The 12633-nt window shown below is 44.7% G+C and carries 11 protein-coding genes; 6 read left to right on the top strand and 5 right to left on the bottom strand.

Going from position 1 to position 12633, the window contains the following annotated elements:
• Nucleotides 1-13: 13 nt before the first annotated feature.
• Complete coding sequence (gene atpD, locus MSP8886_RS00790) at nt 14-1390, top strand: F0F1 ATP synthase subunit beta (protein ID WP_067011731.1); 1377 nt, start codon at nt 14-16, stop codon at nt 1388-1390.
• Between the two features lie 60 nt (nt 1391-1450).
• Nucleotides 1451-1870, top strand: a complete 420-nt coding sequence (locus MSP8886_RS00785) for a F0F1 ATP synthase subunit epsilon (RefSeq protein ID WP_067011729.1) — start codon at nt 1451-1453, stop codon at nt 1868-1870.
• 99 nt (nt 1871-1969) lie between these two features.
• Here MSP8886_RS00785 and MSP8886_RS00780 read toward each other — a convergent pair whose 3' ends face one another.
• Nucleotides 1970-2710, bottom strand: a complete 741-nt coding sequence (locus MSP8886_RS00780) for a TrmB family transcriptional regulator (RefSeq protein WP_067011727.1) — start codon at nt 2708-2710, stop codon at nt 1970-1972.
• A 114-nt stretch (nt 2711-2824) separates the two neighbouring features.
• Between MSP8886_RS00780 and tcdA the strand changes: the two genes are divergently transcribed.
• Together tcdA and MSP8886_RS00770 are read left to right on the top strand one after the other, a co-directional pair.
• A complete protein-coding gene (tcdA, locus tag MSP8886_RS00775) occupies nt 2825-3604 on the top strand; it encodes a tRNA cyclic N6-threonylcarbamoyladenosine(37) synthase TcdA (protein WP_067011725.1) in 780 nt (259 codons plus the stop codon).
• Nucleotides 3605-3733: 129 nt separating this feature from the next.
• Entirely contained in the window at nt 3734-4180 is a 447-nt protein-coding gene (locus tag MSP8886_RS00770) for a hypothetical protein (protein WP_067011723.1), read from the top strand.
• 1045 nt (nt 4181-5225) lie between these two features.
• On the opposite strand, the gene MSP8886_RS00760 is transcribed toward MSP8886_RS00770, so the two are convergent.
• Together MSP8886_RS00760 and MSP8886_RS00755 are read right to left on the bottom strand one after the other, a co-directional pair.
• Complete coding sequence (locus tag MSP8886_RS00760) at nt 5226-5621, bottom strand: SufE family protein (RefSeq protein ID WP_067011719.1); 396 nt, start codon at nt 5619-5621, stop codon at nt 5226-5228.
• A gap of 2 nt (nt 5622-5623) precedes the next feature.
• Entirely contained in the window at nt 5624-6841 is a 1218-nt protein-coding gene (locus MSP8886_RS00755) for an aminotransferase class V-fold PLP-dependent enzyme (RefSeq protein ID WP_067011717.1), read from the bottom strand.
• A gap of 184 nt (nt 6842-7025) precedes the next feature.
• Between MSP8886_RS00755 and MSP8886_RS00750 the strand changes: the two genes are divergently transcribed.
• Nucleotides 7026-8810, top strand: a complete 1785-nt coding sequence (locus MSP8886_RS00750; RefSeq protein WP_067011715.1) for a GntR family transcriptional regulator — start codon at nt 7026-7028, stop codon at nt 8808-8810.
• Between the two features lie 157 nt (nt 8811-8967).
• Here the strand turns inward: MSP8886_RS00750 and MSP8886_RS00745 are convergent, their stop codons facing one another.
• Complete coding sequence (locus MSP8886_RS00745; protein ID WP_067011713.1) at nt 8968-9441, bottom strand: Lrp/AsnC family transcriptional regulator; 474 nt, start codon at nt 9439-9441, stop codon at nt 8968-8970.
• Between the two features lie 151 nt (nt 9442-9592).
• Between MSP8886_RS00745 and MSP8886_RS00740 the strand changes: the two genes are divergently transcribed.
• Complete coding sequence (locus MSP8886_RS00740) at nt 9593-10822, top strand: aminotransferase class V-fold PLP-dependent enzyme (protein WP_067011711.1); 1230 nt, start codon at nt 9593-9595, stop codon at nt 10820-10822.
• Nucleotides 10823-10907: 85 nt separating this feature from the next.
• On the opposite strand, the gene eptA is transcribed toward MSP8886_RS00740, so the two are convergent.
• A complete protein-coding gene (eptA, locus tag MSP8886_RS00735) occupies nt 10908-12539 on the bottom strand; it encodes a phosphoethanolamine--lipid A transferase EptA (protein ID WP_083200699.1) in 1632 nt (543 codons plus the stop codon).
• Nucleotides 12540-12633: the final 94 nt, after the last annotated feature.

Raw genomic sequence — 12633 nt, 5'->3', positions numbered from 1 at the left:
AGAGGATCCGAACATGAGTAGCGGACAAATCGTACAGATTATCGGTGCGGTCATTGACGTGGAATTCCCACGTGACAATGTGCCAAAAGTATACGACGCCCTCACTATCGAGGGTAAAGAGTTGGTGTTGGAAGTGCAACAGCAACTAGGCGACGGTGTTGTTCGTACCATCGCCATGGGCTCTACAGATGGTATGAAACGTGGATTGACAGTGGATAACACTGGCCACCCAGTATCGGTCCCTGTAGGTACCAAAACACTAGGACGTATTATGGACGTTCTAGGTAACCCTATTGATGAAAAAGGCCCTATCGGTGAAGAAGAGCGTTGGTCTATTCACCGTCAAGCGCCTTCCTACGATGAACAGTCTGCTAGCAGCGAATTGTTAGAAACAGGTATCAAGGTAATCGACCTTGTCTGTCCGTTCGCGAAAGGTGGTAAAGTTGGTCTGTTCGGTGGTGCCGGTGTAGGTAAAACCGTAAACATGATGGAGCTTATCCGTAACATCGCCATCGAGCACAGTGGTTATTCTGTATTCGCCGGTGTAGGTGAGCGTACTCGTGAGGGTAACGACTTTTACCATGAGATGACTGACTCGAACGTAATCGACAAGGTATCTCTCGTATACGGCCAAATGAACGAGCCACCAGGTAACCGTCTACGTGTTGCTTTGACAGGCTTGACCATGGCGGAAAAATTCCGTGATGAAGGTCGTGACGTACTTTTCTTTGTCGATAACATCTACCGTTATACGCTTGCCGGTACCGAAGTATCTGCATTGCTCGGTCGTATGCCATCTGCCGTAGGTTATCAGCCGACGCTTGCGGAAGAAATGGGTGTTCTTCAAGAACGTATCACCTCTACTAAGACAGGGTCTATCACCTCTGTTCAAGCGGTATACGTCCCTGCGGATGACTTGACTGACCCATCGCCAGCAACAACCTTCTCTCACTTGGACGCAACGGTTGTATTGTCTCGTGACATCGCTTCTTTGGGTATCTACCCTGCGATCGATCCTCTAGATAGTACCTCTCGTCAGCTTGACCCATTAGTTATCGGTCAAGAGCACTACGACGTAGCTCGTGGCGTACAGATGGTATTGCAACGTTATAAAGAATTGAAAGACATCATCGCGATCTTGGGTATGGACGAGCTATCTGAAGAAGATAAGCAAACGGTTAACCGTTCTCGTAAAATCCAACGCTTCTTGTCTCAACCTTTCTTCGTTGCAGAAGTCTTTACTGGTGCACCAGGTAAATATGTTTCTTTGAAAGACACTATCCGTGGTTTCAAAGGCATTCTAGACGGTGAGTTTGATGACTTGCCAGAGCAAGCGTTCTACATGATTGGTAGCATCGACGAAGCCGTCGAGAAAGCTAAAAAACTTTAACCATCACGCATAGTAAGGGCGCGACGCGCTCTTACTGAGCCTGACTAAGAGAGGCAACTTATGGCTATCACAGCAGTACACTGCGATATCGTAAGCGCTGAGCAAGAGATCTTTAGCGGAGTCGTTAAGTCTCTTTCGGCTGCAGGCAGCTATGGTGGCCTAGGCATTATGCCAGGGCATTCTCCATTGCTGACAACGTTGCAACCAGGTCCTGTTCATGTGGTTAAAGAAAATGGTGATGAAGAGTTTATCTTCGTGTCTGGTGGCTTCTTAGAAGTTCAACCGAACAGCATTACCGTTTTGGCTAACACAGCTATTCGTGCAAGAGATCTTGACGAGGAAGCGGCACTAAAAGCGAAGCAACATGCACAAGAGCTTTTAGCGAACCAAAAATCAGACGTCGATTATTCTCGTGCAACAGCGGAATTGGCAGAAGCCGTCGCGCGCTTGCGTACTATCCAGCAGTTCCGTCACAAATAAGGGACGCGCTGGAACCTGAAATCAAAAAAGCAGCCGAATGGCTGCTTTTTTATTCCAATCTTGCTCCATAAAACCACTAAGACTTTATGTAGAGTAACCTCATAGCATCTTCCAAAGGGTATCAAAGATAATCTGTTGGGCGCTGGCGATGTCTTTAGATTCTAAAACTACGGCCGATGGAAAGTTTTTGCTGACAAGAGAGATGATGGCACATTTTGGTGGGTAAATCGCAATGTAGCTGGCATCCACGGAGCCTTCGGTTTTAATCCATTTTCGTTGTGATAGTTCCGCCTCTTCTCCCCCTTCTCCAAGGGCAATCACTTTTACGTTGATGCCTAGTTTCACTCGCTGTTTTGTATAGTTAGGAAACGGGCGATATAAGTAAGGTCGGATCGGTTTGGAGGAAAACACACAATATTCTTTGTGGTCTTGTTGCGACACGACGTTTAAAATATCGCGTAATACCCATTCGATGCCATCGTCCCCTTCATAATAGCGTACATTAGTGTGATGATACTCGGGCTGTTGCTGATGTAAGTTGGGAATGATGGTGGTTTTGAGAGTTTCAATGGTTTTGTCCAAACGATGACGCCGATCTTCCGCAAGGCTGAGTAAGATCTCTGGATTTTCTGCCGTAAAAAACCGCCTTTTCCCTTTCGGGAAATAACTGACGACTCCTTTGCTTTGCAATTGCTTAAGTGATTCGTAGGCGGTACCACGGTTAATGCCGCTGTGTTCAGCAATGTCGCGGATAGAAGAGGGGCCTAATTTTAATAGGGTTTGGTACAGTAGAGATTCTCTTGGGGTTAGGCCGAGTTGTTCAAAGGTTTGCTCGATCATATCGCTCACAGTTGGTTAATGTTGATGTTTATCACGACAGACGTCATATCGAGTTAAAGAATACACGTATTGAAAGAAAAAAGCGCAGAACGATCTGTCTGTGAGGAGTGAAAAGTGACAAATGATCAACGATTTGGGGGCATTCGCCGTTTGTATGGCGATGCCGCTTACGAGGTCTTTTCTAAGGCGAAGGTGTGTGTTATTGGCATTGGTGGAGTGGGTTCCTGGGCGGCAGAAGCTTTGGCTCGCTCTGGCATTGGTCATATTACGCTGATCGATATGGACGATGTGTGTGTTACCAATACCAATCGTCAAATCCACGCTCTCGATGGCAATATAGGCAAGCCCAAAGTGGAGGCTATGGAAGAGCGTATAAAACTGATTAATCCTGAATGCCAGGTAACCTGCATTGAAGACTTTATCACGCCTGACAACATCCCTGAGCTACTGTCCGAGAAGTTTGACTATATTGTGGATGCGATTGATAGTTTAAAGCCTAAAGCAGCACTTATCGCTTGGTGTAAACGTAATAAGCACAAGATCATTACAGTGGGTGGAGCGGGTGGACAAACTGATCCAACGCAAATTCGTATTGCCGATTTATCCCGTACTGAGCAAGACCCACTGGCGGCCAAGCTGCGCAATTTTCTACGTCGCCACTATAATTTCTCACGTAATCTTAAACGTCGCTTTGACATTGAGTGTGTGTATTCGTTGGAGCAACTGAAATACCCTCAGCTGGATGGTACTGTGTGCGAGCAGCGTCAAAAAGGCGATAGCGAAACCAAAATGAACTGCGATACGGGCTTTGGTGCCAGCACTGTGGTGACCGCAACTTTTGGCTTTGTGGCGGTGAGTCGGGTGTTGGAAAAACTGGCGCAGAAGGCGAATTGATAGTGGACTTAAGGAAAATAGCGGTGTCTGGCGAGTTACCCAAAGGAAGCAATTTGCGGCTTTTTGACGTTGAACATTAAGAGAACTTTTTAAGCACTATAAACAAGAGGAAATTAGGTGGTAGATTCAATGAATGCAGATCACAAAGAGACGATTATTTACGGCGAACGAGGCGCGAATATCTCATTTCGAATCCTTCGTTATGCGTTGATGTCTTGTATTCCTTTGCTAGCGGTTTGCGCTTACATGAACAATTACTTTGTATTGCTGCCAGTGCTATTTTTGTTGGTATCTCGTTATATGACGGCGAAATATTGGCAAAACACGCCCTATGTTGTATTTAAGGATGATCTTTTTACGATTAAACCCTCTAAAATGGTGGCAGAAAAATCGATACCTTATGACAGTGTGGTGCGCATTGAAGAGCAGAAACGAGCTTGGGTCGTGAACTACTCTATTGATGGCAAAGAAAGACAGCTTGTTATTGTTCGCTTCTGGTTAACCCCAGCAGGTGAGGGCACCATAAGAACCGAATTTAAACGTTATATGCCTTCTGTTGTGATTGATGCTGAGTGAGGAGAGCTTCTAAGCACGTTAGATAACAATGGTGGCGGCCCTGACTTGATAGGGTGAGTGTTATCCTCGTTTGGCTATTTACTTTTTACTACATATTTCTATTTAATTGATAATGTTTACTATATAACGATTAATCTTTCCTATCTTTTGAATAGGAAAAAAGGGTTTGTTTACTTTTTATTACCAGTCTTATTTTTTACACAAAATATTTTAATTACATACAATATTGCTTTGATGGTAAAATTTATTTGGAATAGTCATTTTATCTACATGAGTTTGAATAGAAAATTACTGTTTTACATTTCAATTAGTTATTTTGTACACAAGGCGATTGATTTTATACGTTTCTAGCAGAGTTTTTGTCTTGGCTGGAGTGATAAAAATGTTACAGAGAAATCCTATTTTTTCTTTATTTTTCATTTGGTTAGTGGATTCATAAAGGTGCTAGTAGAAAGAAATTCATTGCTACTGTATCGGCTACTCTAATCAGTTTTTACTGAGTCTTACCTCTATTCCCACTGTATTATGCATAATGAAAGTCATAATATAACAGTTAGTCCCCGTGTCTATAGAACAGAGTTTTTATATCAGAACTTTATAGTGACTTATTTTTAAATAATTGTAACAAAATGTTACAATTATTATAGCCATAGTCTCACTCCTGCGCTGTATTATTGTTTTCATAATGACATTCAGTTTTTGGCTTTTTAGCCATCTGGACATTATGGAGGAAGGTTATGTGGATCATTTGGATGGGGCTGTGTCTAAATTCACTGATAACTGGGTATGTTTTTTGGGCTTCTTCGGCACCATATTATATGGTGCCTAATGTGGTTTCTTGGATCATGCTGTTGCTGCTTTTCGTAGCCTTTATTGGTGCCGCTCTTCTTTATACCCCCAAAAAAATATTGGGCATGTACTTGATGATAGCAGGCTCCTTTGGGTGCTTTCCTATCGGACTAGTGATTGTCTTTGGGGCATTGAAGCTGAGAAAAAAACACTATCGGAAGGTATATCATTTTACGTGATAGCGCTAGGATGGCGCTCATTTCTTGATTTTTTCTATTATCGCTAATATCCCATTCGCCCTTGATTGAGTAAGATAGCTACCTAAGTTCAGCGATTCCAGTTCATCTTTCAAATCCATTTTTTGCCTTTCCGTTTTCGTTTTTCCTTGCACTAAACTCAGTATCGCTACCAGTACGCCGCGCATAAGTTTGGCGTCGCTGTCTGCTTTGATAGAGTAGGTATCATCCTTGTTATCAATAATCAGCCAGACGGCACTTTCGCAGCCTTTTACTCTATTCTCTTCGGTTTTCTCTTCAGCGGTTAAGCGGGTTAAACGTTTACTCAGGGCGACCAAGGCTTTGAAGGTTTCTTCTTTACTGCGGCAGGCCTGCAGCTGCTGTTTTATGCTGTTGTAGGGAGGTAAGTCAGTCATTGCTATTCATCAGTTAGTAAGTCTATGGCTTCTAGGAGAACATCACAGAAGCGGTCTGCTTCTTCTAGGGTATTGTAACAGGCAAAGGAGGCGCGTAGCGTTCCTGCCACACCTAATTGTGACATAAGTGGATGGGCACAGTGGCTACCTGCACGTACGGCGATGCCTTGGCTATCTAGATAGGCATTTAAATCTAAAGTATGGATATTGGGCACACTTAACGAGACTAGAGTCGTGTGTTTTTCTGGAGAATAAATAGCTACGTGGCTTTCTTTATGGAGGCGGGTGTAAACGCGATGGGCCAGAGATTGCTCCCAAGCAAGCAAGGCATGGCGATCTTGTTGAGTGAGAAACTCACAAGCGGCAGCCAGTCCTATGGCACCTTCAATGTGAGGGGTTCCGGCTTCCAATCGATAAGGGAGTGTATTGAATTGTGTTGATTGATAGGTTACATGTTGCACCATTTCCCCTCCCGTTTGATAGGGAATTAATACTTCTAGGGCATGAGACTTCCCATATAACACCCCAATGCCAGTTGGCCCATACATTTTGTGACCAGAGAACACATAGAAGTCGCAGTCTAGTGCTTGTACATCAATGGGATAATGCGCAACGGCTTGGGCACCATCAACCAAGGTAAAGGCGTTGTGCTGCTTAGCCTGCGTTAACATTGCTTGCAAGGGGGTGTGAACACCGATGGCATTAGACACTTGAGTGGTCGCAAAAATGCGTGTGCGATCGGTAAAATAGCTTGCGTATTCGTCTTCCCATTCGCCTTGCGATGTTAAAGGTAAAATTCGTAAACGGGCGCCTGTACGAAAGGCCAATTGCTGCCAAGGGACGAGGTTGGCGTGGTGTTCTAAGCTGGTAATAAGAATTTCATCGCCTTTTTCGAGCAGATGTTCAAGACCGTAGGCCACCATATTGATGGCTTCTGTGGTGCCTTTACTCCAGATGATGTGGCTTTGCTCTGGTGCATTTATAAAGCGAGCGACAGTATCACGCGCTTGTTCAAAACGCGTGGTGGCATTGTCACTTAAATAATGCGCTCCCCGATGGACGTTCGCATTGAATGAGCGATAGTAATCCTGAATGGCATCCAGTACGCTCAATGGTTTTTGTGTGGTCGCTGCGTTATCAAGATACACCAGTGGGTGGTCATAAGCCTGTTGTGACAAAATAGGAAAGTCTTGACGCAGGGAATGGGGATCAAAAGCCATAAAGGGTCTACTGTTTGTCGTTCGTTATCGTAAAGGGTGATATACCCAATGTGTTTAAATGCTTGAAAGCTAATCATAGCGTCTTAGCTGCTGAGAAAAAACGCCGTTTTGCTTGCCTTTTTCTCAATCCCGCTTACTCTTTGATAACAGATGATAAACAAATACACAGAGAAGGTACAAAGCGGTGGCGGATTTTTTATATAAAGGGGTAGTGGATTGGTTTTTGGATCAAATGTCACAGGATGTGCTATCACCTGGCGACCGTATGCCGTCTTTGCGAGCGTTATCGAAGCAATTAAAACTAAGTTTGAATACCATTATCCATGGCTATGAGTTATTAGCTGAGGACGGTTGGATCGAGTCACGGCCGAAATCAGGGTATTTTGTTTGTCATCGAAGTGAAGCGAAGCCGGCCTTATTAATGCCTGGGGAGGCGCTGCGAAAGCTGGATAAGCTTGGCCCCAAAATGGCTTGGTCTTGTCTGGCCCATCGTGGAGCTTTGGTCGATCAAAGTGATGCGTTTTTAGCCCCTAACACTCGTACGGAAGAGGTGGATTTTCCGGTATTGGGTAAAGGTCACCTAGCGGTAAGAGAGGCGGTAAGTACTTATCTTAAAGGGCTGGGTATCAAAAGCCATGCCTCACAATTGTGGTTAGGACGTTCTCCTTTGGCGATGTTTTCGAATACGGTGTTGTCACTAACGCAGCGAGAGGATGCCGTATTGATGATCACACCCTGTGACCCGCGCCTTCCTTCTATGCTACAAAGCTTGGGCCGCAAGGTGATCAGCATTGCGGCGGGAGAGCGGGGTGTCGATTTGGATCTTGTAATTCGCTGTTTTAAAGAAGAGGACATCAAGTTATTGGTGCTGCCTAGTCAGTTTGCCTTTCCTGCAGGGCAGAGCATCAGTAATTTAAGTTTGCGTCGATGGTTAGCCATTATTGATGAACTGCAATTACCCACCATTGAATGGGATTTGTGTTCTCATTTGGCTCACCGTGCGGGATCAGTCATGACGTATAAATCCCTCGATTCATCGGACCACATTGTCTATATCGGAGGGGTAGAAACCAAAGGGGTGGATCGATCCGCCAGTTGGTGCCTGCTAGGTCGCCATAGCACTCTGTTGGAAGGGGGATTTTTATCAGCGGATATGGCGTTAAGTAATGTTCAGCAACAGGCGCTGAGTGATGCTTTAGAATCCACGGGTAAACGTTCTTTACGACGTCGAGCACGACAAGTTTGGGCGAATTCAGAACGAATTAAGGCGCATCTTGAGACCCATCTAAATGATCAAGCCTGTTTTGCGCCCAGTAAAGGGGGCATGGGGCTGTGGTTACGTTTGGAGACACCGTTGAGTCAAGATGATATGACGGCTTTATTGGCAAGCTTTCGTCATGCCATTGTACCGGGGGAGTTAGTGAGCCATGAGCCAGATGCCAATCATTGGTTAGCTATCAATACCACCTTGGACGATGTTGAGCCTTTAGCGAAAAAACTTGCCGAGCGCTTGTCTCTTAAGACCGTGACGTCTCTTGATAAGGAGATAAGTGAAGAAACGACTATCGAAGAATCGGTTAAAGAACAAGCAAATGTCCTAGTCGATGATTCTGATCTAGAAGAAAAGGACGAAGAAGCCGTAATAGATCATCAAGCAGAAGTCGATTCAGATGTCTGCGAATCAAATACCATTGAATCAGACAGTGCTGAAAGCGTCTCTCCCGAGATTGAAGCGCTAGCGCCTGTTGAGTCAGAAGGGCTTTTGGAAGTGATGATGGAAGAAACGGGGGTTGAGTTGGCGCCAGACGACACCTCTACAAACCACGAGCAGACGGAAAAGACCCCCACTCTTCCGGCCGATGACCAAGAAGGGAATACCGAAAAAACACCACAAAAAGTACGCCGAGATGCGTCGAAAGACCCGTTGTATAACCCCATGTTAGATCTGATTAACCATGACTTTGGCTAACCGAGACTTTTGCACGACTACTGCGCTTGACAATACTTTGTTAAAAACAGACTCAAAATGCTTATTTATCGCTATAAACTCCGCTTTCTCGTCTGTTTTTGCCGCGTCTTGGCGTCGCTCGTGACATCGTGCAAAGGTCTCTAACCATTTATCGGCTTTAAGGGCGTCCTAGAGGGCTGCTGTTTTGTTTGGCGGTGTCTAAGCGAATATAAGATTTGGTACTGATCACATTGGCATGAGCATAGATCTGCTTCACCACTAAATCGGTGAATTGGGTCATGTCTTTCGCGCAAATTTCTACCATTAAGTCCACATCGCCCGTGACGCCGTACACACCAATGGCGGCGTTTTGTTGCTGTAAAAATGCCATGACATCGTCTCGGGCATTCGGCTCTTCTTTGCTGACGGTGACGAGTGTCCAAGCCATCACACTATAGCCCAATTTTTGGTAGTTTATATGGGCTTGGTAACCGCTAATAATGTCCATTTCTTCTAATTGACGTAGTCGTCTTAAGCATTGTGATTGCGATAAATTTATGGTCTGAGCAAGTTGTGTATTGCTGATACGGCCATTTTGTTCCAATGCTTTGATTATGTTGTAGTCTGTTCGATCTAAGATAATTTCTTTCATATTTTATTCTATTCACACAAGAATCTTGTATTACATTAGGGAAGTTTTGGTTAAATAGCAAACAACTTGTGTGGCTTATTCTTTATACTCTGAGTCTGGTCTCTTGCTTTTTTTAAGGGCAAGTTAAGCGTTTCATATGGAGAGAAGTGATATGCCGTCGTTAGATTTGGAATTTGTTCGCGCTCAGTTTCCTGCGTTTCAAGAGCCTTCATTGGCTGGGCAGGCATTTTTTGACAATGCAGGTGGCTCTTACGCTTGCCAAGCTGTAGTTGATCACCTTAATCAATATTATCGGCAGACTAAATTACAGCCCTATCATCTGCATCCTGTGTCGCAAAAAGCGGGCGCACAAATGGATGAGACCTATCAGCGTTTAGCGGCCTTTCTCAACGTGGCAACCGATGAGTTGCACTTAGGGCCTTCGACGTCACAAAATACTTATGTGTTGGCTCAAGCGTTCGCTAAGATACTGGACGAAGGGGATGAAATCATTGTCACCAACCAAGATCATGAAGCGAACATCGGAGTATGGCGGAGGCTAGAGGCCCATGGCTTGGTGATTAAAGAATGGCAAGTGGATCCAGACACAGGGTTATTGGATATGGCCGATTTGCCTGATTTATTGTCGGAGCGGACGAAGCTGTTAGCCTTTACCCATTGCTCTAATGTGGTCGCTCATATTAATCCGGTCAAAGCCATTTGCGACCAAGCCAGAGAAGCGGGAGTTTGGACGGTCGTCGATGGAGTGTCCTATGCGGGTCATGGCTTACCTGATGTTAGCACGTTGGGCGCCGATATTTATTTGTTCTCTCTTTATAAAACCTTTGGTCCCCATCTTGGCGCCATGGTAATCCGCCCTGAGGTGGCTGAAAAGCTAGGGAATCAAGGCCATTATTTTAACTCAGCCTTCAAAAATAAATGGTTTGTACCTGCGGGGCCAGATCATGCTCAAGTAGCGGCAAGCCGTGGTGTTGTTGATTATTTTGAAGCACTTCATGATCATCATTTTTCGACAACGGGTACCCTTCCAGAAAAAGCTCAGCGGGTAAGAGACTTGCTGCACGCTCACGAGCACGCTCTATTGGCCCGTTTGCTTAGTTATGTATCACAACATCCTAAGCTGGCGTTGGTAGGGCCGCTCGACCCTGATAAAAGAGCCGCTACCGTGTCGGTTATTCCCGTTGGTCAAACACCTCAAGCGCTGGCCCAGAAATTGGTTGATCAAGGCATTATTTGCGGTGCTGGGCACTTCTATGCGGTGCGTTTGTTAGAAGCGATGAAGGTGGATCCAAATACAGGCGTAGTGCGTTTATCATTTGTTCACTACACTCAGGCGGATGAGGTGGAGAAAGTGATTCAAGCTCTTGAACAGGCTCTTTAAAAGGGGAAAGCAACGTCTACCCACCAGACAAGCCTGACTTGTCTGGTGGTGTTACTAAACTAAGGGGGGCTAGTTGTTGGCTAAACTAGGGTGTTTTTGCCTTAGCAAATATATCTAAGTCTTTATTATAAATAGGGCTTCTCATATCAAATGCCCCCATCACACTATGAAAGACATTGTCTTGAGTTGTTTTTGCTCTGGCTTTTAGCTTATCGACAGAAATATGCTGCTGCTTGATAAAGTCTTGTGACATCCAAACCAAGAAAGGAATGGTATATTGCTGCTTTGGCGCAATGGAGTAAGGGGTGCCATGCAAATAGATACCATCCTCTCCCAGAGATTCCCCATGATCTGACACATACAGAAACGCACTCGCGGTATCAAGACCCTTCAAAATGGTTCGTAATTGATCCAAAAAATGGTCGTTGTATAAGATGGTATTATCGTAAGCGTTGACTAATTCTTGATGAGTACAATTGCTCAGTTCAACGGAACGGCAGACCGGTTTAAACACTTCAAATGCTTTTGGGTATTTGAGGTAATAAGTGGGCCCGTGGCTGCCGCTTTGGTGTAAAACAACAAAGATCTTTTGCTTTTTCGATGCTTTGATTTGCTCGGCTAAATGACTTAACAGGACACCATCGTAATTACATTCATCGCCTTCACAGTTTTTTTCTAAGTCTTTGGCGTTTATATAACTGGCTATTTTCAGTGGTGGCTCGCCCCAGTTGTGACTGCGCCAAAACACATCGATGCCTTGACGTTGTAAGTAACTGGGCAAAGGCTCGAAGTTCTTTCCAAAGAGGTGACTTGTGTTGGTGTACGACAGGATACATTTCACTGAAGCGGTGGTGTAGGTCGCACAAGAGGTCGCATTTTTTAGGGTAATAACATCGGAATTACTGAGTAATGGATTCGTTTGCCTTTGATAACCGTACAGGGAAAAATCTTCTGCCCGGGCAGACTCGCCAATGACTAGCACGACGACCGTTTTTTTATTCGAACGGAAGGTCGCGTTGGGGAGTGGTGTTTGTTCGACATTCTCTTCGTCTTTTTGGATTTGAAAACGAATAGAGTTTCCCACATAAGACCAGGGCATGGTTATGCCCCCCAGTTGTTTGGCATGTTTGTCCACCCACAGCCATGTACTACCCGAAAACCAAACCCAAGTGACACTGATAAAGAGGGTAAGGATAAGGTGGAGAAATAAGCGTAATCTAGGGGTTTTTAGCACCGATGTTCGAATGATGAGCCAGGCAGGAATCATGCCCAATACCACAAAATAGATGAACATCTTGCCACTTAAAAAGGGAGATGCTTCAGAAAACTTGGTATTAAACACATTGCCCATCATTGAGGTGCCTAAAATGACGTTATAGGTCACGACAAAATACACGGCTAATGAGTTGGCTAACGCCAGTATCACGCAAAGGTTTTTTCCAAGTCGCCTTGATATCAAGAACAGCAGATAAAGAGCGAGTGCTGTTTCCAAATAAATAACGACAAATACCGTGAAGATGGTATGTAAGCCATTGAGAGTCAAACCATCAAGGTTGTTGATGGAAAAAGACAGCAGGGGCCAGTTGTAAAGTATGGCATTTAACAAGGCCGCTATAATAATAAAGCTTGAGGTGCTGCGCTTTGTTCTAAAACCATTCTTGATATAAACGCTTAGGCTGATGCTAGAACGAGGCAAATCTGTATGGGGACTCTTCATAGGGCGGAGTGTTTTCCTATTAACCTGCTGACATTGAATACGTCAATGGTGCTATCAAATAATAATCTGCTTATTTTATGCGTTTTTTATCAAT

It is taken from the genome of Marinomonas spartinae (genome assembly GCF_900089775.1).
Taxonomy (GTDB): domain Bacteria; phylum Pseudomonadota; class Gammaproteobacteria; order Pseudomonadales; family Marinomonadaceae; genus Marinomonas; species Marinomonas spartinae.
This window is presented reverse-complemented; position numbering and strand designations above follow the sequence as displayed.